Below are 23,125 nucleotides of genomic sequence, written 5' to 3'. Positions count from 1 at the left end.
ATTCCTTGAAGTTCCCCGCTTTTCTGCCGCACTGACGTGCGGCTTTTTCGCGCAGCCCAACCGATGACCGAAAGGAATATCGACATGAGCACCAGTTCGTCCGCGCCTTGTGCGCGAACGCTGATTCAGCGCACTCTGACCCACCTGGCCCAGCCTGCCGACCTCAACCATCAGGGCGACGTCGCCGGCGCGGTCATCTTCCGGCTGATCGACCACGCCGCCTGGCTCGCGACCCTCGAGTACAGCAACGGCCCGACGGCCACCCGCGCCGTGAAGCAGATGGAGTTCCTGAACCCGGTGCGAGAGGGCGGTTTGCTGCATGCCTGCGCGCAGATCGAGCGAGTCAACAACACCTCGATCGAAGTCCGCACCACGGTGACCGCCACCTACTGGACGGGCTGGGCCGACGACCCCGAGGACTTCGCGGCGCCGCCGACGCCAGTGGCCTCCGCGGACCTGGTGTTCGTGGCGATCGACGTCACCGGAACGCCGCGATCCGCGACCGCGGTGCCAGGGACCCGGCCGTCGTCGGAGAACCTGTACCTGCACCAGGCCGCAGCTTCCGGCTATCGCCGCGCCAGCCCGTAAAGCAGACCCGGAGTTCTTCAGTATTCCACGAGAAGACAGAAAGGGGGACGTAGAAAACAGAAAGAAACGTAGAAAACGTGAGCGAAAATGTCACTGGACGCTCCCGGAATCGTCTGGCTGGAGAGCAGCGTCTCGTCAACCGCGTTCATCGCGGAACAAGGTAGCCAGCGCTGGCCCTGTCGGAGGAGGCGGACTTGCTCTGCGCGGAGGCGCGGGACAGTTCGGTGCGCCGGGCCTCCGCCATGGTCGGCCAGGACTCGACTGGGGTGCGCGCGCCGAGCAGCAGTGGGAGCAATTCGGCGTCGGTGCGAGGCGGCTGGCACCCACTCGCGGCGACGGCCGGACGGTGCGCCAGGCCGTGGAGAAGTTCTTGGACGCGCCGAAGGTGTGCGGCAACGTGAACACGTTGCCGCACACCAGCGTGCTCGACCGCGCGGCCGCCAGATGCCATTGATCCCGGTTTGAGGCATTCGGCAGCGCGGTCGAGGCGGCCCGTTCCCGTCATGGCCTGGTGGCTCGCGACCAGCGATCTTCCACCAGAGCGCGGAGCAGCTCTAAGCTTGGCTGAAGGCGCGAAGCCGACGTCGGCGCGGGCCGCGGAGGGCGCGTGGCGGGGCGACGTCACGGGGGCGGTTCGGCATGAAAAGCGTTGGCCAGGAAGAGCTGGGGACCGTTCGCCGGCGGTGGGTGGGCGTGCTCGCGATTATCGTCGGCGTCGCGCTGCTGATCGCGTTCGGCTCCGGTGTGATGATGCAGCGAAAACGTGCCGACGACCTTGCTGCCCACGGAGTTCGGGTGCAGGGCACGGTTGTCCTGGTGCATGGCGACCGCCCCACCCGAAAAGGCTTCGTCCATGTGAGTTTCGTGGCAGACGGGGCCGAGCGGGTACGGGTGCTCAGCCGGGAACCAGACGAACCCGTACCGCGCGTCGGGGACACGGTCACCGTGTTCTATGACCCAGCCGACCCCGACGATCTGCGCACCAGCGACCTGGCCAACAATCCGTGGGGGATCGATTTGGCTATAGGGCTCGCCTTCCTGCTGTCGTTGGGCTTCCTCGTGGGCGGGGTCCATACCTACTTCTTCGGCCGGCGGCAGCGGCTTCGGGTCCGGGTTCGTCCTGCCGTTCGGAGCTCGCCACCGCGCCCGCGCCCCCGTCGTGGACGGGAGACTCTGACGCTGTGGCAGGACTTGGGTCAGGCTGACCCGCGACGGCCAGCGGGCAAGCGCGGGCACCGCCTCGGCCGCGACGACGAATCGCCCCCACCAGCGGCTTCGCGGACCTGATGACAGACACTGCGCGAAGGTGTTCGTGCAGATCAGACCGATGCCGAAGAGTCCGGCTCACTGAGCCGGTCACGCCTGGTCGTTGTGGACGTCTTGGAACCGTGCCAGCGGGAACCCTGGGAAGGGGGAAGAGAGCCGCCCGCCGCGCACACGCGACCGGGAGTGCGCGTCTGAGCGCGCGGGCGCCGATGGTGCAGTAGCTGGCAAAGCGTTGCAGCGCAAGGCTCGCGCGGTCGTCTTCATTCCGTACGCGGTGCGGTCTGCATCATCGACGACCTGCTGCGTGACGACTCCGCCGTCCACTCAGCGGCTGCGCCAGGGCGGCTGTCGCCGCATCCGGTTCCGGCCTTCCCCGCACACCGGAACCCGCGAGATCATTCGCACGCGGAACACGACCCAGGACGGCCTGTAGAAAACTGTCCTTCGCGGATCGCCGCGATCCGGCCCGGCTCGCCTTCCGGTCCCGGACGTGCTGGTGACCGCTGAGCAGAGCGACACCGGCAAGCCCGGCTCTGCGGGGGCTAGCTGCTCGCGGCACGGCGTCTCGGACTCGCTCCCCTGTGGTGCGCGGCCGTCGAGGACGCGTCGGCAGATGCGCGTGCGTCTATCGCGGCCGGTATGCCCGTGATCGGAGTCGGCGGACCGGCGCAACCCGCGCCGACGGCGTCGGTGCCACTCACATCGCGGCGTGGCTCAACCCCGCGGCACCGCCCGCTCATGCCGCGTACTGCTCGATCCGGGGAAGCAGCGGTCACCGATGGCCTAGCCGATAGCCTGTTCGGGTGCCGGGGATTCTTGCTGGACCGCCTCTGTCGATTCGGTCATCAGCACACTCAGGCGTCGCAACACAAATCGGCATGAATCACGCGACGTCAACTCCGCGCAAGCGTTGATGTCGGCATCCAATACAGAATTTCCGCACTTAGCGTCACCGACTCTGCTGTTTAACGCAGTCCGCCCGGGCGCACCGCTTCCCCTGACTGGACGCTGGCGGCCACAAGAAGTCGCCGACCTTCCGCCGGCATGTCACGCCGCTAAATCCTTTATCCCGCAAGCATCTTCACCTCGCGAAAGATAGATCTTCATCTTATCGGACCAATTTTGGTAAAGTCCGGTGAACTTTCTTTTCCGGCGGGTAGCAATCGCTTCCATGGGGTATCAGAAAGGCATGAATAAACGTCGCATTTCTGGTCGATGCGCATAATTGAATCTACTCGGTTGTCGCGAACCGGCAACCGGATGAGCCGATTGCGAAAGCCAAGTTGGAGGCAATCTATGTCGATGGAAACGTCGGCACGTCGAGAAGGCCTGGACCGGCTCCTCAGCGGTCTGCGCACGGATGCTGAGACGGCGCGGACGAATCGGTTTGTTCGCTTGGCCGAGTCCGGGCAGCTCGGCCGGGCGCAGGTCGCCCGGTTCCTGGTCGCCGAGCATGCCGCGCAGTCCTGCGAATACACCGCGTTCTCTTCGCTGGCGGCACGATTTCCCGCCGACCCGGCCGCCGGGTTCTTCCTCGATCTGGCCTGCGCGGTGCGCGGAGCCCGGCCGCGGCTGCGCGAGGCCGCGAAGGCTGCGGAGGTATCCCTGGAAGGGCCTCAGCTGTCTCGCGTGAGCGCGGAGGAGCATGCGTTCGGCGGCTATCTGTGCTGGCTAGCGGCGCGGGCAAGCCAGGCAGGCGCAGCGCTCGCCGTGTATGCCGACTTCATCGCCTGGTGCGGCGCGTGCTCGCGGATCGCCACTGCCGCGCAGAAAGCCGCGCACCTGCCCGATGCGGTCGCGGCCTACTTCGCCGGATACGCGCAAGAGCCCGAAGCTCTGCTTGCCACGGCCCTCGATGTCGTGCGCGACGGCCTTGCCAACGGTGACGATCCAGCCCAAGCCGAAACCGAGGCGCGGCTCGTTTTGGGCCATCTGGGGCTGTTCTGGAACGCCGCGGCGGCCCGTCCCGACTGACCGCCGCGCAACACACCGCGCCAGGCGGGGCCACGCCTGTCGTTGACGACATACCGAATACCAATCGCCGCAGCGTCTCGCGCGAGCGGAAAGGAGCAGCGATCCCATGGTGCTTGCTGGCCACCGCAATGAATGCCCTGACCACGTTCGGTTCTGGAACGAGACAGCCGTCGCCTACCCCGCGCGGCCGATACCAGCGTTGTTCCGGGAACAGGCCGAACGGCGTCCGGACGAGGTCGCGATCCGCGCGGGAGAATTGACCTGGACCTATCGGCAACTGCACGCGCGCGCGAACGGCGTCGCGGAGACGTTGCTGGAGCACGGCGTGGGACGAGGCGATGTCGTCGCTGTGCTCGTCCCGCGTTCGCCCGAGGCGATCGCGGCAATTCTCGGGGTACTCATGACCGGCGCGGCTTATCTGCCGTTGGACCCGGACCATCCTGACGCGCGGACAGCGCTGATTGCCCAGCAGGCCGCTCCGCGGCTGGCGATCACCCGGCGCCGCTGGGCGGATCGCGCGATCGGGTGTGACCTGATCGCCGTCGAAGACCTGCCGGCCGCGGCCAGGGCGCCGATCCCGGATCCGGCGGTGACCGTCGAGGACAGGGCATACGTCATCTACACGTCCGGATCCACCGGCGCCCCCAAAGGGGTCGCGGTGCCGCACCGTGCTGTGGTCCGGTTGGTCCGCGGCGGGAACTGGCTGCGACTGCGGCCGAACGACGTGCTGCTCGCTACTACCAATCTCACCTTCGACGTCTCCTGTTTCGAGATCTTCGGCGCACTGCTCAACGGCTCCCGGATCGTGCTGCCCGACAAGGAAACCTTGCTGTCCGCGGTCGACCTGCACCGGCTCGTGCTCGCCGAGGGCGCGACGGTGATGTGGCTCAGCGCCGGGCTGTTCCACCAGCATGCCACCACCCACCCGCGGATGTTCGAGACGCTGCGGTGCCTGCTGGCCGGCGGTGACGCCCTCAACCCCGGGTGCGTGCGTGCGGTGCTCGGACACGGCAGGCCGAAGCGGTTCCTCAACGGCTACGGCCCGACAGAGAACGGAGTGCTGTCCACCAGCCACGAACTCGAACTCGCCGACGTGGCCGAGGGCACGCTGTCGGTCCCGATTGGACGGCCGGTCGACAACTCCACTGCCTACGTTCTGCGCGGCGATCTGAGCGTGGCTGAGATCGGCGAGGAAGGCGAGCTGTACGTCGGTGGTGACGGCGTCGCCCACGGCTACCACAACGCGCCGGAGTCGACCCGGGAGCGGTTTCTTCCCGACCCGTTCGACAATCGGCACGGGGCGACCCTGTACCGGACCGGTGACATGGCGCGATGGCGCAGCGACGGCGTCATCGAGTTCCTAGGGCGCCGGGACCGGCAGGTCAAGATCCGCGGATACCGGGTCGAGCTGAGAGAGATCGAGATCGCCGTCGCGGCGAACCCGCGAGTGCGCGAGGCCGCTGTGGTCCTGCACGAACCCCAGCCAGGGCAGCAGCAACTGGCGTGCTGGGTCGCCCCCGAAGACGGCGAAGACCGCGACCGGGGCGAGCTGGCCGGACAGATCCGGCGTTACCTGCGCGACCATTTGCCTTTCTACATGATCCCCGCTCGGCTGACGATCGCCCCCAAGCTGCCGCTGAACGCCAGCGGCAAGATCGACCGCGGCGCGTTGCCGACCGCCGGCGATCCCGCCCATGGCCCGGTGGAAGCGGGGCGCCTGCCCCGCAGCCGGATCGAGAGGGCCGTGGCCGCAGTCTGGCAGGACATCCTCGGAATCGACGCGATCGCACGCGACGAGGACTTCTTCGCACTGGGCGGGCAGTCCCTGCAGACCACCCAGGTCGCTGCCGCCCTGCAGCACCGGCTCGGCATCGCGGCCGAGCACGGGCGCACCCTCATCGCCCGGCTGCTGGCCACCCCCGTTCTCGCCGAGTTCGCCGCAGAAGTCGCTACGCTGGAGGCTGGGACAACCACGTCTGCGGCGCAGGAACACGCGGACTTCGCAGCCGATTCCCGTCTCGGCTTCCTGGAGGTCGCACCGCATCGCGCCGGCTGGCCACCGCGCACGGTGTTTCTGACCGGTGGCACCGGCTTTCTCGGCGTGTTCCTCATCGACCGGCTCGTCCGCGCCGGGGTGAAGCGGGTCTACTGCCTTGTCCGTGCCGCCGACGACACCGCGGCCGCCGCGAGGATCGCGGCCCGGATGCGCCGATACGGACTGGACTGGACGCACGTGCGCGACCACGTCACCGCCCTCGCGGGTGACCTCGCTCTGCCACGCCTGGGACTGGGAGAGCGTTTCGACCGGCTGGCCGCTGTGGCCGACGCCATCGTCCACAATGGCTCCCACGTCAACTTCGCCTACCCCTACCACGCCCTGCGCGCCCCGAATGTCGAGGGGACCCGGGAGGTCATCCGGCTTGCCTGCGCCACGCGGGTCAAGCCCCTGCACTACATTTCCTCGATCGCGGTCATCGCCGGGTTCGGCACCGCCGGGGCACGCTACGTCGCCGAGGACACGCCACTGGAGCACGTGGAGCGAATCTCCCTGGGATACCCGGAATCCAAGTGGGTCGCCGAACAACTCGTCCATGCCGCGGGCCGCCGCGGGGTGCCGATCGCGGTCCACCGGCCCTACGAGATCACCGGTGCCCGTGACACCGGGATCTGGAACACCGACACCATGATGTGCGCCCTGTTCCGCAGCATCGCCGAGACCGGGATCGCGCCAGACATCCCCCTGCCCTTGGATTTCGTCCCGGTGGACTTCACCGCCGACGCCATCGCCCACATCGTGCTCACCTGCCCGCCGACCGGACGGGTCTACCACGTCACCAACCCCCGTGACGCCCGCCTCGGCCTGCTGATCGACCGGCTGCGCGCCCGCGGATACCAGATCCGCGACCTTCCCTACCGCGAATGGGTGGAACGGATGAGCGCACGAACAGCCGCGGACCCGGACGAACCCATGGCGCCCTACATGCCGATGTTCGCCGAACCCGCCACCGGCACCGGCATCTCAGTGAAGGAGATGTACTTCGCGGGCACCTTCCCCGAATTCAGCCGACACAATTTCGACACCGCCCTCGCGGGAACCTGCCTGCACTGCCCGCCCGTCGACGCGAACCTGATCGACCTGTACCTGGACCACTTCTCCCGCTCCGGCTTCCTGAGTTCACCACGACAGGCACGATCCGCCGCCTGAAACCCCAGCACCGCCTCACGAAAGGTATGCCGATGCGCATCGCCGTCGCCGGAGCGGGCCTTGCCGGGCTCGGCACCGCCTGGCTGCTGGACCCTCTCCACCAGACGATCCTGTTCGAGCCAGAGCCACGTCTCGGCGGACACAACCACACCGTGACCGCCCGCGTCGGAGATCGCGACATTCCCGTCGACCTCGGCGCGCAGCACATCTCCACCACCGCTTTCCCCGCCCTCGCCCGCCTGGTGGACGCTGTCGGCCTCGCCGACGATCTCATCCCCGTGCCGTTGTCCACCACCGTGCAGGTCCAGGACTCCGGCCGGCCTGAAGTGCTGCTGGCCGGACCTCACACAGCGGCCCCGAGCTGGCCTCGCACACCGGTCCTCGGGGCCGCCGCCGAGTCGCTCGCGAAACTAGTCGCCCGCGCCGTCGAATGGGAAACCCGCAATGCCTCCTGGGAAAGGTCCCTCGACGAACTCGTCGAACCACTGGAAGTACCTCGCAGCCACAAGGACCAATTGCTGTATCCAGTGGCGGCCTCGTTCGTCGGCTGCGACATCGCCGCCGCCAAAGAGATGTCGGCCCGCGCCGCGATGGCCTTCGTCCTCCGCGTCCCGCCCGCCGGCCCCGACGACGCACCGATTTGGCACAACCTCAAACACGGCTTGGGCAGCCTGACGGACGCGCTCGCCGCCGACCTGAATCACGCCGAAATACACACCGGGCGAGGCGTCCACCAGATCCGCCGACTCGGTGACCAGCTGGACATCACCGACACCCTCGGACACCATCACCACGCCGACCGGCTCGTCCTGGCCGTACCCCCCGGCCAGGCTGCCCGGCTACTCGAACCACTCGCCGGCACAACGGCGGTACGCACAGCCCTCGACGCCTTCGACTACGTGGACGTGACCGTCACCGCCCACACCGACGCCGCCTACCTGCCCGCAGACCGGCGCCACTGGTCCACCAACACCATCACCGTCCACAACGGATGGGCGGAAACCACCACCTGGTACGGACCGATCAACGGTGCCCACGTCTTCAAAAGCTGGACCACCCACCGGCCCCAGCCACCACGAGAGCCAGTCGGCCACGCAGACTTCCGGCAACTCCGGCTCACCCCAGCGGCAATCCGCGCCCGCGCCCACCTTCAGCGCACCCAAGGCGACGGGAATATCCACTTCGCCGGTCACTACCTACAGGACATCGACAGCCAGGAATCCGCCATCATCAGCGCCCTCGCAACCGCGCAACGCCTCGCCCCCGCCAGCCCCCGCCTCGAAGAAATCACACCCTGACACCGCTCCGGCCACGAAGCTGTTGCGACAGCCTGTCGCGACTTCGGCGAAACGCGGCTTTCCGCGCCAATCTCGTAATGGTCGCCGCCCCGCACCCGTTTGCCGCCCTGCTCGGCTTCACCGTCGCGCCGGTCTCGATTGCCTTCTCGACCTGCACGCGACCGGCCGGGGAGGAGAACGTCACCGCCAGCACGGCCTGGTGCTGCGACGTGAAGTTGCCGTCGACCTCGACGACGCTCGGTTGCGGGTGCCGCCGGCGCAAGTGCGCCAAAGACGACTACGGCACCGGCCGCCCGGATCAGCACCTCGCGCATTGTCCGGCCACTACGACGAATCTCGGTCCTCACGTTCAGAGTTCCTTCCGGCTCCGCGGGGCGACACCACGGAACTCTCCGCCAGACCAAGCGAGGCGCCGCGAATTGCTCACCACGCTGAGCAGCCGCGAGTTCACCGATACGGAGCGGCGACGCTCATGCTGGCCGCCGGAGTGGACATGAAGGTGATCCAGCACATCCTCCGCCACTCGTCGATCAAGGTCACCATGGACGTCTGCACCAACGTCGCCCAGGAAGTCGCCGCGCTCTCGGGCTCCCCTCGGGCTCGCAGGAGACCACAATGGACAGTCCAGCACCGGAAGACCTCCGCCCGGACAGCACAAAACCCCAGTTCAGCGACCCCGGCGACCTGGGGTCCGAAGGTGGCCGCCAGGGACTCGAACCCTGAACCCGCCGGGTAAAAGTCGTTTTGACCGAGTTTCGGACGGTGCCGAATGATCTCGGTCGGTATCGTTTACCTCGATGTGCGCGTGTACCGGATGTCGGGCGATGCTGCGGTCTGCGGTCGTGTTCGCGCACGCTCGGACTCCCCTCGGGTTCGCACCTGCCGGTTCGTAGTGCCGGGTCCGTGTCGCTCTGGACGACCGTGCTCACCGCGATTCGATCACGCTCTGGGAGCGGCGTCGTGACGAGAGAGTCATGCGGGTAGGTTGCTCCGAAGCTGGCTCTGTGGGTGCAGTGCGGTTGCACGGGCCTGGTCGCGGTGGGGGCGGCGTATGCGTCGTACCGCCACGGCCGCGAGTTCGCTGTCCGGTTCGGTGCGGATCCTTCGACTGCGTCGATCTGGCCGTTGCTGGTGGATGGGTTGCTGACGATCGCGACGGTCGAGTTGTGGAAGCGACGCCGGCCGGACGGGATCACCCAACGACTCCACGAGCAGCCGTCCGACGGCGAGTCGGTGGCCTCGTCGGACCTGCGTGCTGTTCAGCCTTCGACCCGGAATCGCCGACGTGCGGCTCGCCAGCGAAGTCTGGCCCGCGCCCCCGCCCTCTCCCCCGGCCACGGCCCAGCGGTTCACCGGCACGCTCCAGGCAGAAAGCGACCTTCTCCAGATCGTCTCGATGACACCGTCGCCGGACGACACCGCGCTTGTTCTTCCCCGTGTCCGGGACTGCTCCGTCGCCGCGTACCTGACCGAGGTGTCACACGAACACGACGACGTCTTCGACATCGACGTGAGAACGGAACACTGGCTGATTCACCTCTGGTGATCGCCGACGGCGCTCTGCCGCTACTGAAGTCAGACTGTTGCGCGTCCGTCGTCAAGCCGGTACGACTCGATCACGGGGAAGCCGGCAAGCGGGTGCGGGATCACCGCCGTCGGCAAGGCGTTCAGCGGCGGATCGGACGAACCCGTCGACGTCGTCGAGAACGACATCGCCTGCCGCGCAGCGCACGACGTCCCCGCTCGACACGGGACCGGATGACCGCGCTCCGCAACCGCCAGACGGGCACCGCCGACCCGCTCGCACTGAACAAGCACGGACTGGGAGCTACTCCTCGAGTTCGTATTTCATATACTCTGCAAGCAAGATCCGCCGCTGGTCAATAGGATGCCCTGGCTGCGTCGGGTCGAAAACGACGCAGTCGCCAGCGACGACGTTGCGTCCGCGTCGACGCCGCCCCACGTCACGTCGCCACCCGGCGCGGCCACCCACACCAGGACGTCCGGCAGGTCTTTCCAGGTCGGCTCCCGGCACAACTACGTCGCGTTCGCGGGCGGTCCAGCTCGGCACTCGACATGCATCGCCCCTGCCCTGCCGGCTCCGCGCGGAAACCGTGTTGCCTCGCGGTGCGCATCGCTCCTTCTGCAGCCACATTCCCCGGGCAATGCAGGAAAGGCCTACTGGTAAACGTGGTTCGCGCGACCGACCGGGCACAGTGGACTGCTGTTATTGTCAGCGGACGATCAATTCCCGCCTTTTCTGAAGGAATTGCGCCATGGCACAGAAAGTTCTCGTCGAAATGATCGACGACCTCGACAGCACCGAAGCCAGCCAGACCGTACCCTTCGGCCTCGACGGCGCCCACTACGAAATCGACCTGTCCGACGGCAACGCCACTGCCCTGCGCGAGGAGTTCGCCAGGTTCATCGCGTCCGGCCGCCGCACCGGCGTCCGCAAAGCCTCCGTCCGGGCTGCCCCCGCCGCCGCAGACCGCGAACGCTCCCAAGTCATCCGGACCTGGGCAGCCGCCAACAATTGGCCAGTCTCCGACCGCGGCGGCATACCCCGAGAGGTAGCCGCTGCCTTCGATGAAGCGCAGATTCAGGCGGCTCAACCCAGCCGGAAACGCACCGCTAAGAAGACCGCAGCTAAATAGGAGAACACAAGGCCAGAGGGACCAAACCCGGCACCGCACAGCGGCCAGCCGGGTTTGGTCCGTCCGCGCTGCGTCCGCTGAACAACCACGAGCCGGCTGACACCGGCGAGCCTGGTGCGGTGCCGTGGACAAAGGCAAGGCCGTCGTCTCCGGCTTCTCGGGCTCACGGCTCGGACCGGAGTTCTCGGCCGCCACCGTCGACGGCTTTCCTGATTCCGGCACCCGCGTCTTTCGTCGGATCGTGAGGGAAACGGTCTCGTGGCACGCTGCGGGCACAATACCCTGCTCCCCCTCGACCGTTCGGCGAGAAGCCGCAATCTCGTTAGATAAGATCAGCACCCTGGGACGCACTCGATCTCCTGCTCGGAAACGGTCGAAATTCCCATATAAGAACAAACTCGGAAACCGAGCGAAGACCCATCTTCCGCTGGAGCCGAATCTTGCGATAATGGAATAGCTGTCGACAGTGGAGACGGTCGCCGTCTCGCGCTTCGCGAATCACGCACGCCGACGAATCGCGGTGTGACCGCAGGCGATGGCTTCCCGCTCAACGCGGCATCCGACCGTCGTCCTCCCGGTCGCGATCGAAGGCGTCGACACCGGCGATCGGTCAGCACCCGCAGGAGACCGCGATCCGGACACGACCAGGCAGCCTGCTGTCGCGCCGGCGATCCGCGATGAGGGATCGCTTCCTCGAATATTCCCGCACCGACAGGACATGTCACCACTTCTTACGTTTCCGGAAAAAATCGCATATGTGGCACAGGAGAACCGGTTAGGGCTGTTCAAGCGCACTTCCGCACCGCTGACCAGATGATTAGACCGAAAGCGCGAGTTCCGACGCAAAGAGGCACTACTAGCGTGTCATGCGGGACAGAATCGCTTATTCGCTCATCAAAGGTTGCTGAAATCGATCTCTGTCCGACCCAGGATGATTGGCGTAAAAATTGCGATCGAAGGACTGATCTTCGTGACAAATGCGATTCTTCCCGGGCGCTACCAGGCACCCGGTGCCTCCCCTGTCGGCCGCTTCACGACCGACACCCGACGGTTCTGCCGCAGCAAGCGCGACCACCGTCCCCACGGCCGCAAGCGTTGCCGCTGAACCCTCGGTCCTCGCGGGCAGCGCCGGGCTATTGCCTGTTGACCCGACGTGGCCGGAGGCCGAGCCAACGGTCTTCAGCCACGTTCGTCGTCCCGTCGTTCGAATCGATCCCGGTCGGGGTGCCGATGAACGCAAAGCCGAGCAGCCTCGTCGTCAGCAATGGGCCGGCCGGCGTCGGCGGCCGGCCCGACTAGCACCTCGCGCCTCAGATTCGGTCGGTTGCCGCGCCAATCGGGGCGGCAGTTCCAGCGCCGGACTCACCTCGCGTCGTGGTCTGGAGGGTCCGACGGCGCCCGCGCCCGGGCGACGGCCTGTTCCGCGGCACGGGAGGGTGCTCTGCGCGCCCGGCCGTCCGAAGGCACGCCGCGTCGAGCCCGGGTTCGGGCCCTGCCCCGCCGAGTAGTCCCGCCCGACGGAACGTCTGTTGTCAATTGCGGAGTGTTGGTGGAACGGTCGGTCGGCAGGGAACCCCGGAACGCAAACAGCACAGGGAAAACTCGGTCGCCCCGAGATCCGGAGCGTCGTGGAGCCCCGCGCGAATCCGGTCTCGACGCGAACAGGAGCGGCCATGGCGATCTCGTGACCCGCCGCGACAGCAGGCCCGCGATCACGGCGCCCGGAGCGCACCCGCTTCCCGCGCGAATGCCCGCGACCGCGGCGGAGTCCGCTGTTCCAGGACGTTTCCGCCATCAACAACAGAAATCCGCAGTGCACCACGCGGCGGCGCTCGCACCACATCGATTCGGAGCGTTATGAGCAAGATCCGACGCATCGCGGCGCTGAACACAGACTCCCCCTTGCTTGTCGACGACTTGCCGTTGGCGGCGGGACCAGTCGACGTCGTGTTGTCCGACGCGTCCCTCGCCGCGCTCGTGCGCGGACGCGAGTTCGTCGAGAAGTGCCTGAGCGACGGAAGGCCGGTATACGGGGCCGGAACAGGTTTCGGTCCGCTGGTCACGTTCAAGGGCCGAGACACCGCGGAGGACCAGTGCGACAACGTCCTGGAGCATCTGTCGGTGGGACAGGGCCCGGATCTGCCGCCGGCGGCGGTCCGAGCCGCCGTGCTGGTCCGGCTGTGGTCGGCAGCGCAGGGCCGCTCGGGAGTCTCCCCTGCCGTCGCCGAAGCGCTGCGGGCGATGCTGCGCACCTCCTTCGCCCCGGCGGTGCCGGTGTACGGCTCGGTCGGAGCGAGCGGCGACCTCGTGCCGCTCACCCATGTCGTGCAGACTCTGCGCGGCGTCGGACACGCTTACGTGGACGGCATGCGGATGCCCGCGGACGAAGCTCTCGCCGTGTCCGGCCTGCACCCGCTTCCGCTGACCGGCCGCGACGCGCTGGCTTTGGTCAACGGCACGTCGCTGACGACCGCGCTCGCGGGTCTGGCGGCCGATTCGATGCGGCGGTCGAGGCAGATCGCTCTCGGCTTGACCGCGGTGCTCGCCCACGAGTGGCGGCGCGCCGTGGAAATCACTCTCCTCGGTGCCCTGTCGGCCACGCGCGACGTCGTGCCCGCGATGGTCGCGCGGGGCTTCGGAAGGGCGATCACTGTGGTCAGCCGGGCAGGCCGGTTGCAGTCGCCGTTCGCCAGCTCCTATTCCATGTCGAAGGCGGCGCTGATCTCGCTCACCGCCAATCTCGGCGGCGAACTGCGCGGCACCGGCGTCAGCACCATTGGCTTCGATCCCGGAACGATCGACATCGGAATGACGCGGACGCACCTCGAGCAGGGGTACACCGGCAACCCGTGGGAGAACGAAATCCACGACTGGCTCGCGAAGGCGCGCGCCTACGGCAAGTTCACTCCGGGGGTTTCGCGCTGTCACGCCCCTGAGGAGATCGGATGAACGGTCGGTTCTTCCCGGACCCGCACGAGCCGGGCCAGAACACCCGCGGCCCGTGTGACGCCAAGGCAAACCCGGCCGAACGCGATCGGCCGGCTAGCCGAAGGCCGCCGTGAGGGCACCGGCGTCCCGGATGCGCTCGTCCGGCTCACGAAGCCGGTTTACAACCTTGCTGGATCGTCCCGCCCGGCCGCCGGGCACGGATGGCCCAAGAGACTGCCCGGAACGGCCAGCGGTCGCACCGGATTCGAGTTCCCTTCGCCGACAGGGCATCCGCCCAGAGAGGCTTCCCCCTTGCTCGCACACCATCCGATACGCGTCCCTCTTCCCGCCCACCCCGCGCCATCGGCGGACATCGCGATCGACCGCGCCGCGACGTGGATTCGCGAGGTCGGCATGATCCCCGAAGGCGAGTACGACCGCGCGTTCGACAGCTTCGCGCTGGGAAGCCTCGCCGCGCACGCGTTCGTCTGCGCCGACGACGATGCCCTCCGGCTGATGACGGACTGGCAGACCTGGTTCTTCGCGTGGGACGATCCGCTCGACAACGCGGCGCGCGACCCCGATCCGCCGAAGGTGACGGAGATCGTGGAACTGGCGGTGTCGTCGGTGCTCCGTCCGGCAGAACTCACCGGGGCCGAACCGCCCGCCGTCCGGGCGCTGGCACAGCTGTGGACCAGAACCTGCGACGCGTTGCCGGACGCCTCGTGGCGGCGGCGCTGCGCCAGCCTGCTGATCCGGTTCCTGCGCTCTTACCGCCGCCAGGCCGCGGCTCAGGCAGCCGGGCTGGCGATGCACCCCCTTCTGTACGCTGAGTTCCATCGCCTCGATTCGGCCGGGGCGATGCTGTCGGCCCACCTGGTCGAGCCCGCGCTGCGCACCGCGCTGCCCGAACAGGCCTTCACCGACCACCCGCAGATCCCGCTGATGCTGCGGACGGCCGGCCACATCATCGGCTGGCTCAACGATCTGTACTCCTGGCCCAAGGAAACCGCGGCCGGCGACCTGTTCAACTACGTGACCGTCCTGCACCGGCACACCGGCCGCCCGCCGGACGACTGCGCACAGCTGGTCGCTTCGCGCGTCCAGGACCAGGTGGACCTGTTCGTGCTGCTGCGGGAAGACCTGCGCGACGAGATCGACGCCAGCGGTGACCTCCACCGGTGGGCCGAAGCGCTCGCGGTCTGGGTCCGGGGACACGCGGACTGGCACGAGCACAGCGAGCGCTACGCTCCGTGACGCCTCTCGGCCCCGCGTGCTCTCGTGATCCGGAGCGGCATCCGCGGGCCAGCCCGAGATTGCCGTGCATCCAGCCCTGCGAGTCGGTGACCGGCTCGCCCGTCGCGCCTGGCGACGGGCCTGCTCCCGATGCGCCTGTATCTGCTGACGCTGTTCCTCGCTCAGTACCTGTTTCACAACCTGGAGCATCGGGAGTCGGAGCAAATGCGAACTCGCGACGACCGAGGCTGCTCGGTGCCGACAGCAGCGCTACCTGTCCCCTCGACCGCCTCGTCGCACGTGCACCGCCCGCGGACCGGCGAGCAACCCGACCCGCGCGACGCCCAGATCACCCGTCTCAAGAACGAGATCACCGCTCTGAAGGGCCGCCTTGCCAAGGCAACCAACGCCGTCGCCGGGCTCAGCGACTGCCAGACCCAAGCTCTTGCACGACTCGCCGCTCAACACGACGAGATCAGCCGTCTGCGAAACGCCGCCACCTCCGCAAGCCGAGTCAGCCGACTGCCGCAGCGAGCGGCCGTTATCGGATCATGCAGCTGACCTCGCCGAGGGCTTCATGCCAGCGTTGTCACCGAACCCAGGGGTACCGAGCACGAGTGGACTTGCTCTTCAGTCTGCCCAATACCAATCGAGGGAAGATCAAGTGAACGACAGCGACAACACCGTCATCGCCGACGACGAGGCAACAGGCCAACGGGCGCACGAAGCGATCACGATGCTTACCGATGAGCTCGAGAGAATCACCGAAGCTGGTGAGATCACCGTCAACACGATACAAGCAGGCTCTTCAAGGCGCTCTTCGGTTGGTGGGCGAGGATCAACCGCAGCAGCCAACTGGTTGCCCTTGCCCACAACAACCGATTGGGACGCGAATCCGGGCCGATTGTCCGCTCGATCATCCAGCACACGCTGATGCTCCAATGGGTTCTCGACGAAGCCGCAGATTCGCCATCGGCTCTTCGGCATGATCGAAAACTTCGCCGACCTCTGTATTGCCTACGACGCCAGGAAGCTCTACGTCGCCTACCGCCTGCTCTCAGCTCAGATTCATCCCAGCCCGCAGGGCGGGATGGCCTACGTTGACGGCACTGGCACGCTCAGCAACTACGCCGCCAAACAGACCTGGGGGCTGTTGATCCAGACAGCCATGTTCCTGATCCAGGCCGCCCGCACCTTCAACCCCCTCATCGACGGTCAACCCCTCAACGAGGTAATCGCTCGTGCTGAGACACGTCTCGGCACCGAGATCGGCCTCTGGACTCGGCGGCAAAAACCGTCCAAGTCGACATCACATCACACATCGAGCAAACCCGATCAGCCGTCCCGAGACGTATGACCATCACCTGACGCTCCGAGCCTGGTCCAGCAAGTCAGGCAGTAACACCCGCCACAGCGAAGAAGGGCTATTGCAACACCAACCACGGCCTGCGTCGCGAACTCCGCAATTACCAACCTCGCGCAATTCAATCGCCACACGAACCCAACCGCACACGGCGAATGCGGACACAAGCCGCATGTTTGCCGCGGAGGCGGTCACCGGCAGCCCGCCGGTCCACATCGCGGCTCGAGTGCTCGGACACGCAAGTCCGCAGACCACCCAAGGCTATCTTGCGGTCTTCAATGACGACATCATCCGCTCCTGCCGGTCCTATTTGGACAAACGACGCGCCGCGCGGCCAGAAGCAGAGTACCGCGAACCGACAGAACAAGAGTGGGCCGAATTCCAACAGCACTTCCATCTGCGCAAGCTCGAACTCGGCGACTGCGGACGTCCTTACGGCACGCCCCGCAAGCACGAGCATGCCTGTGTCCGTTGCCCGATGCTTCACGTCGATCCGCGCCAACGAGCCCGACTGATGGAGATCGTCGCCAATCTCCGAGACCGGATCCGCGAGGCCAGCCTCAACGGCTGGCTCCGCGAAGTCGAAGGTCTGAACGACAGCATCACGGCCGCCACCGCAAAGCCCGCTGATCTCGACCGTACGCTTGAGCGGGCCGACAACCGCGGGCCTGTCACTATCGAAATGCCTGCCTTAGGGATCTCGCGCTCGTCTACGTGACGGCGATCTAACGCGTCGAGTTCGCGCGAGTCTGTCGCTGCCAACACTTGTGCTATTCCGCCGACCCGATGTCTAGCCGCCGATCACCTGCAACAGACGCGCCGTACGTGGTCTCCAACCGGTCGACACGGCTGGCTTTGGGCCTGGCGCGCGGTCAGTGCCGGGCGAGTTTGGCTGTGGAGATCAGCAGCACCTGCTGCCAGCATCAGAATCCGGGCACCCGGCATATCGGGCCGGAAACACCGATCCTGGGGAGACGATCCGATCCGGGTGGATCATGACCACGAGGAAGTCATCCCCATCCTTGATCCCGGCTGCACGATACCCGGGCAGAAGAGTGCAGCCATGGCGCGGTCTCGGCATTGCTGCCGGTCCGTTTCCATGGTCTGCTCGCCGAACCCGCCGTGTATGTCTCCACGCAACGGGATCTCCGCCGTTTCCTGTGGGCTCACACGGCTTGGGCGGCCCCTGTTCTGGAATATTCACTTCCCGGCAGCGATACTCTACGCAAATGCGCAGAAATCGGCGACCGAGTCGATCTAGGCGACGATCTGGCCATCGGCCGCCCGGCAACAGGAAGTAATGTCCTCAATCCCAAAATTTACGCCCGTGGGGTTACGTGCTTCATGCGAACGTCCGATCGACGGTAGGCATCGAAGAAGGGACACTTGGCATTCGAGGCAGCAACGTTCCGGGAGAAGCGGAGTTCCCGCGATCATCTCGACGGGACGCGGAGGTGATTTCGCGTGAGCCTCTCGACGGCACATGACGCGACCGAGCATGAGATCCTTGGTTTGTTGCACAGGTGCCTGAGAAACAGTGACGGGCATGCGACGCTTTTATTGCAGGCTGTTTATGAAGAGTCGTTCGCGGCCGAATTGGTGCCATCGGATGACGTTGGGTTGGTTGCTGAATTGCAGGGGCTGTTCCCCGGGGTCTGCGCTGGTGCGATCAACCGCTCGGTCCGGTTGCGGGGCCGGCTGACCGGGTTCGTGTACGTCGACGCCACGTGCGTCCTCGCGCCCCAACACCTTCCGAGCGAGGTCCGCCACGGCCTCACGACCAGCGACACGCCGCTCGGGGCGCTCCTCCATCGCCATGAGGTTCCGGTATTCCGTCGGGTCGTCGCTTCCTGTTTCGACGAATCGCAAGAACAACGACCATGGCGGCGTTCGATCATTTCCACGGCGACCGGGCCCGCTGCCGTAGTCCACGAGACATTCACCCTTCCTGTGCCTTCGAGGTGAGGAAAGTGCGCGTGCTGGTTGCGGGGGCCGGTATCGGCGGGCTCGCGACGATGCTCAGCCTGGAGGCGGCCGGCATCGAGGCCGCCTGCGTCGATGCCGCCCGCGAACTCCGGCCTCTCGGTGTCGGTATCAATGTGCTGCCGCACGCTGTCCGGGAACTGACGGAACTCGGCCTCGCGGACGCTCTCGCGGCGTCTGGCGTCCCCACTGCCGAGCTCGTCTACCACGATCGCTTCGGCAGCCGGATCTGGGCCGAGCCGCGCGGGGCGGCCGCCGGTTACCGCTGGCCCCAGTACTCGATCCACCGGGGGCGACTCCAGCGGCTCCTGCTCGACGCCGTGCGCCAGTGCACGGGTGCGGAGGCGGTCCGCAGCGGCGTGGCGGTCGAGCGCTTCGACCAGGACCCGGGCGGGGTCAGGGTGACTCTCCGGCACCGCCGCGGAACCCGCGAGATCGCCTTCGCCGACGTCCTGGTCGGCGCCGACGGCATCAACTCGGCGGTCCGCCGCCAGCTGCACCCCGGCGAGGGGCCGCCGCTGTGGAACGGCATCCGGATGTGGCGAGGGGTCGCGGAGCGCGGATCCTTCCTGAATGGCCGCACGATGATCATGGCGGGCAGCAATCTCAGTGCGAAGTTCGTCGCCTACCCGATCTCGCCTGAGGCGCAAGCCCGTGGGCGCGCTCTGGTGAACTGGGTCGCCGAGATCAAGGACGCCGCACCGGGACGCGCCCCGGCGGACTGGCGCCGCCGCGGCAGCCGCGACGACGTCCTGCCTGCCTTCGCCGAGTGGCGGTTCGACTGGCTCGACGTCCCCGCGCTGATCGAGGCCACCGCCGAAATCTTCGAGTACCCCATGGTCGACCGCGACCCACTGCCCCGCTGGGGCGAGGGAGCGGTGACCCTCCTCGGCGACGCCGCCCATCCCACGTATCCCGTCGGATCGAACGGTGCCTCGCAGGCCATCCTCGACGCCCGGGTCCTGGCGTGGTGCCTGGCGTCCGACAAAGACCCGCGAGCGGGGCTGCGCTCCTACGAGGCCGCGCGGCGACCACCGACCACTGATCTGATTCTCGCCAACCGCGACTTGGGCCCCGAACGAGTCATGGCTCTGGTCGAGCAGCGAGCACCCACCGGCTTCGCCCGCATCGAGGACGTGCTGACCGCCGAAGAGCTCAGCCAGGCGACTGGTCGCTACCGGCAGGTAGCGGGCTTCGCCGTCACCGAACTGAACCAGCGCCCGTCCTGGACAGTGCCCCGGCCGCTTCCGCCGCCCGGCTCCACCGCGGCGTTTCTGAGTCCGCTCGACACGACGCCTGAACAGGCAGGAGGACAGCAATGGCCATCGCCGAGTCAGCCCCCACGCCCGCCAGCGAGATAGCCGCGACCGCCGTCATTTCCGAGTCGATGAGCTACACGTACGCAGCAGCTTTGCGCTCGGCGGCGCTTCTCGGCGTCGCCGATCACTTCGACGGCCAGCCGCGCTCCGCGACCGACCTCGCCGCCGCCACCGGAGCCGATGCCGGCATGCTCTACCGGGTGCTGCGCCTTCTCGCGACCCGGGGCATATTCCGCGAGGACGACCAGCAACGATTCGAGATGACCGAACTCTCCGACGCGTTGCGGTCCGACGCGCCGTCCTCGGCGCGGGGTGGTGTCATCATGAGCACGATGCGGACCCACTGGTTCGCGGCATTCGAACTAGTGACCTCCGTCAAGGACGGCCAGCCGGCTTTCGACCGCGTCTTCGCGATGCCTTTCTTCGACTACCTCGCCCAAGACCCCGATGCAGGCGCCGAGTTCCACGGCAATATGGGCAGTTTCTCCGACGCGACACGCAAACTCGCCCTCGCCGGCTACGCTTTCCCGGACTCCGGCGTGGTCGTCGACATCGGGGGCGGCAAGGGCGGGTTCCTCAAGGACATCCTCCTTCGCAACCCGGGGCTCACCGGCGTGCTGTTCGACCGCGAGCATGTCCTCGCCGATCACTGCCTCGGCGATCTCGACCCCAGCTGCTGGCAGCTGGCCACGGGCGACTTCTTCGAATCCGTGCCTTCCGGCGACCTCCACGTGCTCACCTACATCCTCCACGACTGGAGCGACGAACACTGCGTGCGCATCCTCAGGAACTCTCGCGAGGCCTTGAACCAAGGCGGACGCGTCCTGGTGTTCGACACCGTGGTCCCCGTCGGCAACGAGCCCAGCTACAGCAAGGTTCTCGACATCGTCATGGCCTTCCTGCTGACAGGACGCGAACGCACCGAAGCCCAGTTCCACGCCCTGCTCGACCAGGCAGGTCTCCGGGTCACCCGGGTCGTCCCGACCCGAGGCCCGCTCTCGATCATCGAGGCCGAGCGCGGCTGAATCGCGCCGTGACGACAAGCTCCCGTGACCGCACTTCCGATTCGGCGGCTGGGCCCGAACCGAATGACCGGGCCGGGAATGTCCATAGTGGACGCTGGATTGTCCGACAGGGCCAAGGCGCGTTCGAGTTCGCTTGGAGTGATATGTCGTGCTGAACACGCTGGAAACGGCTCCTGCGCAAGCGTTCGAGGCCCAACGGGCCCGGTTCGCGCGGTTGCTCGGCGCGGTCGACCGGGTCGTGCCGATGATCTCGGCGTGGCAGGGTGCTCCGGTGCGGGCGGTCCTCGTTTCCCGCACGTCCACGGTCATCTCCGAGGAGGACCGGGCGATCCTGGCCGCACGGCCGTGTGCCCGGGTCCGGCAGCGGGTCGCTCGCCTGGTCACCGAACGGGGCCGAGTACTGGCGGTGACCCACGCCATTGTCCTAGGTGCACGCTTGCCCTACTGCGTCGATCATCTGTTGCGGACTACAGACCTGACGCTCGGGGACGCGTGCGCGACACTCGCCGTCCGCCGTCACGTCCTCGGGATTGACTGCCCTGAGCATGCGGACGCCGCGCCGGCCAGGCCCGTCATCCACGTCGTCGCCCGGGCGGACGTCGCCGGACACAGGGTGGCGTGTCTTCGGGAGACCTACCTCGCATCGATCTTCGACGATGCCGGCCATGCCTCGGGACGCCACGGCGGACCCCTCTGTGCGGTGCCGTCATCATGACGATCACCAATCTTGCGATGACGTATCGGGAATTGCGCGTACCCGCCGGCGACGACGCGTCCCCTGCCCGGCCGCGCTGGGAACCGAGTCAGTCAGCAGGGCAGCATCGGGGTTTCGATGAGACCGGGAGCGATGGCGTTCGCGGTGATGCCGTGGCGGGCGCCTTCCAGCGCGGTGGTCCGGGTCAGTCCGGCAATGCCTGCTTTGGCGGCGACGTAGTCGGCCTGTCCGAAGTTGCCGCGCCAGCTCATCGAGGAGAAGGACAGGACGCGGCCGTAGCGGCGTTCGCGCATGAACGGCAGCACGGCCTGGATGCAGTAGAACGCGGCGGACAGGCTGGTGTCGACGACAGCGTGCCAGTCGGCGTCGGCTGAGCGCGTCACGTCCAGGGCGCGAGCGGGCACGCCGTAGCCGTTGGTCAGTTCGGCGGCGAGTTCCGCGCCGGCGGTCTCGTTGATCTCGCCGATCACGACCGCGGCGTCCTCGGCGGCGAAGCGGTGGGCCATCGCGCGGGACATCGTGTTCGGCCCAGTACCGGCCGAAGATCTCCAGCTCCCGTTGCAGTGCGTCCTCTGTGGACGGTGTCTCGTCCAGCTCCGCGCATCGTCTTCAGCGCGACTTTGGCGGGATTTGCCGCTCTGGCAAGGGTTTCCGCGACGCGTTGCCCCTCGTCGGCACTGTGACCGGCTTCGGTGATCGTGTGCAGCCAGCCCGTTGCGAAGAGGCGTTCCGCGGGAAGGAGTTCGCCGGTGAGGGTCAGGCAACGGCCGAGCGCGTCGCCCAGTTTGCGCCGGATCCGCACCGCCGACCCGGTGCCGGGGACGAGCTGGTTGCGGATGTGGCCGTCGCCGATCAGGGTGCCGGTTTCGGCGACCACCGCATCGCACGCGACCGCGTGGCCGTGCAGTGCCGCCACCACGGGCAGCGGGCTGCGCTCGATCTGGCGGAGCAGCGCGGAGACCGTGCGCAACTCGGCCCGGCGGATCTTCCCGCTCGGGGTCTTCGGCAGGCGTATCCACGACGTGCACCCGCCGCGGATAGGCGTGTGCGCCGTGAATCCGTGAGACCGGAGCGCAGGACGACGAACGCGCCGCGCACCGGATCGGGTCCGGCGACGACCGCGCTCTCCTCGATCGCCTCGTGCTGCGCGAGCACCGACTCGATGTCGAACGGCCCGATGCGGTACCCGGCCATGATGATCACGTCGTCGTCGCGGGAGGAGAACCGCAGCGTGCCGTGGCGTTGCGGACCGGGAGGTCCCCGGTGAGGTAGTAGGCACCGTCCGCGGTGAACCGGTCGGCCGACGAACGGCCCGCGGCGTAACCGGTGAAGGTCATCAAGGGGCTGTCGGCGATGCCAACGGCGAGCAGCCCGGTTTCCCCGACTTCCGCGGGGATGCTAGCGCCTTCCTTCAGGACGGTGACCGACCAGCCGGGCAGCGCGACGCCCATGGTCTGCGGCGCCACCGGAACCGTCAGGTCCGGGTGGTGCGGAAACCCGAGCGCCATGCCGAGTTCGGTTTGCCCGTAGTCGTGCACCTGCAGGCCGAGCGCCTGTTCGGTCCACTC

General features: G+C 67.3%; 21 protein-coding genes and 1 pseudogene. 17 read left to right on the top strand and 5 right to left on the bottom strand.

What is annotated here, in order from left to right; genetic code table 11:
- Positions 1-84 precede the first annotated feature (84 nt).
- The 11 genes and pseudogenes from ACZ7SW_RS06950 (at position 85) to ACZ7SW_RS06900 (ending at position 15,713) form a co-directional block, all read left to right on the top strand.
- Positions 85-588: an acyl-CoA thioesterase gene (locus ACZ7SW_RS06950; RefSeq protein ID WP_470229458.1), complete on the top strand. Its 504-nt coding sequence runs from the start codon at positions 85-87 to the stop codon at positions 586-588.
- Positions 589-1,227: 639 nt separating this feature from the next.
- Entirely contained in the window at positions 1,228-1,875 is a 648-nt protein-coding gene (locus ACZ7SW_RS06945; RefSeq protein ID WP_470229457.1) for a DUF3592 domain-containing protein, read from the top strand.
- A 1,374-nt stretch (positions 1,876-3,249) separates the two neighbouring features.
- Positions 3,250-3,828: a hypothetical protein gene (locus ACZ7SW_RS06940; protein ID WP_470229456.1), complete on the top strand. Its 579-nt coding sequence runs from the start codon at positions 3,250-3,252 to the stop codon at positions 3,826-3,828.
- Between the two features lie 106 nt (positions 3,829-3,934).
- A complete protein-coding gene (locus tag ACZ7SW_RS06935) occupies positions 3,935-7,033 on the top strand; it encodes an amino acid adenylation domain-containing protein (RefSeq protein ID WP_470229455.1) in 3,099 nt (1,032 codons plus the stop codon).
- Positions 7,034-7,065: 32 nt separating this feature from the next.
- Positions 7,066-8,331, top strand: coding sequence for an FAD-dependent oxidoreductase (locus tag ACZ7SW_RS06930; RefSeq protein WP_470229454.1), 1,266 nt, complete (start codon positions 7,066-7,068; stop codon positions 8,329-8,331).
- Positions 8,332-9,327: 996 nt separating this feature from the next.
- A pseudogene (locus ACZ7SW_RS06925) lies at positions 9,328-9,504 on the top strand (DUF2637 domain-containing protein); the annotation flags it as partial.
- Positions 9,505-9,583: 79 nt separating this feature from the next.
- Complete coding sequence (locus ACZ7SW_RS06920) at positions 9,584-9,877, top strand: hypothetical protein (protein ID WP_470229453.1); 294 nt, start codon at positions 9,584-9,586, stop codon at positions 9,875-9,877.
- Positions 9,878-10,607: 730 nt separating this feature from the next.
- Positions 10,608-10,988 (top strand): histone-like nucleoid-structuring protein Lsr2, encoded by a 381-nt coding sequence (locus ACZ7SW_RS06915; protein WP_470229452.1) that lies wholly within the window; start codon positions 10,608-10,610, stop codon positions 10,986-10,988.
- Between the two features lie 1,857 nt (positions 10,989-12,845).
- The gene (locus ACZ7SW_RS06910; RefSeq protein WP_470229451.1) at positions 12,846-13,937 is read left to right on the top strand and encodes an SDR family NAD(P)-dependent oxidoreductase; all 1,092 of its coding nucleotides are present in this window, start codon (positions 12,846-12,848) and stop codon (positions 13,935-13,937) included.
- A gap of 291 nt (positions 13,938-14,228) precedes the next feature.
- A complete protein-coding gene (locus ACZ7SW_RS06905; RefSeq protein WP_470229450.1) occupies positions 14,229-15,173 on the top strand; it encodes a terpene synthase family protein in 945 nt (314 codons plus the stop codon).
- 129 nt (positions 15,174-15,302) lie between these two features.
- On the top strand, positions 15,303-15,713 hold the full coding sequence (locus ACZ7SW_RS06900) for a hypothetical protein (RefSeq protein WP_470229449.1): 411 nt from the start codon (positions 15,303-15,305) through the stop codon (positions 15,711-15,713).
- A gap of 99 nt (positions 15,714-15,812) precedes the next feature.
- Here ACZ7SW_RS06900 and ACZ7SW_RS06895 read toward each other — a convergent pair whose 3' ends face one another.
- Complete coding sequence (locus ACZ7SW_RS06895; RefSeq protein ID WP_470229448.1) at positions 15,813-16,139, bottom strand: hypothetical protein; 327 nt, start codon at positions 16,137-16,139, stop codon at positions 15,813-15,815.
- On the opposite strand from ACZ7SW_RS06895, the gene ACZ7SW_RS06890 reads away from it, so the two are divergent.
- The 6 genes from ACZ7SW_RS06890 (at position 16,138) to ACZ7SW_RS06865 (ending at position 21,557) form a co-directional block, all read left to right on the top strand.
- Positions 16,138-16,509, top strand: coding sequence for a hypothetical protein (locus tag ACZ7SW_RS06890; protein ID WP_470229447.1), 372 nt, complete (start codon positions 16,138-16,140; stop codon positions 16,507-16,509). The two genes, ACZ7SW_RS06895 and ACZ7SW_RS06890, sit on opposite strands and share 2 nt — an antisense overlap.
- Positions 16,510-16,687: 178 nt before the next feature.
- Positions 16,688-17,233: a hypothetical protein gene (locus ACZ7SW_RS06885; RefSeq protein ID WP_470229446.1), complete on the top strand. Its 546-nt coding sequence runs from the start codon at positions 16,688-16,690 to the stop codon at positions 17,231-17,233.
- A gap of 746 nt (positions 17,234-17,979) precedes the next feature.
- Complete coding sequence (locus ACZ7SW_RS06880; protein ID WP_470229445.1) at positions 17,980-18,480, top strand: hypothetical protein; 501 nt, start codon at positions 17,980-17,982, stop codon at positions 18,478-18,480.
- A 5-nt stretch (positions 18,481-18,485) separates the two neighbouring features.
- Positions 18,486-19,859 carry a flavin-dependent oxidoreductase gene (locus tag ACZ7SW_RS06875; protein WP_470229444.1) on the top strand — a complete coding sequence of 458 codons (1,374 nt, stop codon included), beginning with the start codon at positions 18,486-18,488 and terminating at the stop codon, positions 19,857-19,859.
- The gene (locus tag ACZ7SW_RS06870) at positions 19,817-20,842 is read left to right on the top strand and encodes a methyltransferase (RefSeq protein ID WP_470229443.1); all 1,026 of its coding nucleotides are present in this window, start codon (positions 19,817-19,819) and stop codon (positions 20,840-20,842) included. Before ACZ7SW_RS06875 ends, ACZ7SW_RS06870 begins: the two co-directional genes overlap by 43 nt.
- Before the next feature lie 148 nt (positions 20,843-20,990).
- Positions 20,991-21,557: a hypothetical protein gene (locus tag ACZ7SW_RS06865; protein ID WP_470229442.1), complete on the top strand. Its 567-nt coding sequence runs from the start codon at positions 20,991-20,993 to the stop codon at positions 21,555-21,557.
- Positions 21,558-21,649: 92 nt separating this feature from the next.
- Here ACZ7SW_RS06865 and ACZ7SW_RS06860 read toward each other — a convergent pair whose 3' ends face one another.
- The 4 genes from ACZ7SW_RS06860 to ACZ7SW_RS06845 are packed head-to-tail and all read right to left on the bottom strand — an operon-like array spanning position 21,650 to position 23,095.
- A complete protein-coding gene (locus ACZ7SW_RS06860; RefSeq protein WP_470229441.1) occupies positions 21,650-22,063 on the bottom strand; it encodes an SDR family NAD(P)-dependent oxidoreductase in 414 nt (137 codons plus the stop codon).
- The gene (locus ACZ7SW_RS06855; protein WP_470229440.1) at positions 22,024-22,527 is read right to left on the bottom strand and encodes an enoyl-CoA hydratase/isomerase family protein; all 504 of its coding nucleotides are present in this window, start codon (positions 22,525-22,527) and stop codon (positions 22,024-22,026) included. The genes ACZ7SW_RS06860 and ACZ7SW_RS06855 overlap by 40 nt, the downstream gene beginning before the upstream one ends.
- A complete protein-coding gene (locus ACZ7SW_RS06850; RefSeq protein ID WP_470229439.1) occupies positions 22,410-22,751 on the bottom strand; it encodes an AMP-binding enzyme in 342 nt (113 codons plus the stop codon). The genes ACZ7SW_RS06855 and ACZ7SW_RS06850 overlap by 118 nt, the downstream gene beginning before the upstream one ends.
- A gap of 5 nt (positions 22,752-22,756) precedes the next feature.
- Positions 22,757-23,095, bottom strand: a complete 339-nt coding sequence (locus ACZ7SW_RS06845; protein WP_470229438.1) for a hypothetical protein — start codon at positions 23,093-23,095, stop codon at positions 22,757-22,759.
- Positions 23,096-23,125: the final 30 nt, after the last annotated feature.

The organism is Amycolatopsis sp. NPDC114484 (assembly GCF_055633755.1).
This window is presented reverse-complemented; position numbering and strand designations above follow the sequence as displayed.

Coding starts and splice junctions, on each gene's coding strand:
- ACZ7SW_RS06930 (WP_470229454.1), top strand. CDS start 7,066: ATGCGCATCGCCGTCGCCGGAGCGGGCCTTGCCGGGCTCGGCACCGCC.
- ACZ7SW_RS06890 (WP_470229447.1), top strand. CDS start 16,138: ATGATCGAAAACTTCGCCGACCTCTGTATTGCCTACGACGCCAGGAAG.
- ACZ7SW_RS06935 (WP_470229455.1), top strand. CDS start 3,935: ATGGTGCTTGCTGGCCACCGCAATGAATGCCCTGACCACGTTCGGTTC.
- ACZ7SW_RS06860 (WP_470229441.1), bottom strand. CDS start 22,063: ATGGCCCACCGCTTCGCCGCCGAGGACGCCGCGGTCGTGATCGGCGAG.
- ACZ7SW_RS06870 (WP_470229443.1), top strand. CDS start 19,817: ATGGCCATCGCCGAGTCAGCCCCCACGCCCGCCAGCGAGATAGCCGCG.
- ACZ7SW_RS06895 (WP_470229448.1), bottom strand. CDS start 16,139: ATGCCGAAGAGCCGATGGCGAATCTGCGGCTTCGTCGAGAACCCATTG.
- ACZ7SW_RS06950 (WP_470229458.1), top strand. CDS start 85: ATGAGCACCAGTTCGTCCGCGCCTTGTGCGCGAACGCTGATTCAGCGC.
- ACZ7SW_RS06885 (WP_470229446.1), top strand. CDS start 16,688: ATGTTTGCCGCGGAGGCGGTCACCGGCAGCCCGCCGGTCCACATCGCG.
- ACZ7SW_RS06915 (WP_470229452.1), top strand. CDS start 10,608: ATGGCACAGAAAGTTCTCGTCGAAATGATCGACGACCTCGACAGCACC.
- ACZ7SW_RS06945 (WP_470229457.1), top strand. CDS start 1,228: ATGAAAAGCGTTGGCCAGGAAGAGCTGGGGACCGTTCGCCGGCGGTGG.
- ACZ7SW_RS06900 (WP_470229449.1), top strand. CDS start 15,303: ATGCGCCTGTATCTGCTGACGCTGTTCCTCGCTCAGTACCTGTTTCAC.
- ACZ7SW_RS06850 (WP_470229439.1), bottom strand. CDS start 22,751: ATGGCCGGGTACCGCATCGGGCCGTTCGACATCGAGTCGGTGCTCGCG.
- ACZ7SW_RS06910 (WP_470229451.1), top strand. CDS start 12,846: ATGAGCAAGATCCGACGCATCGCGGCGCTGAACACAGACTCCCCCTTG.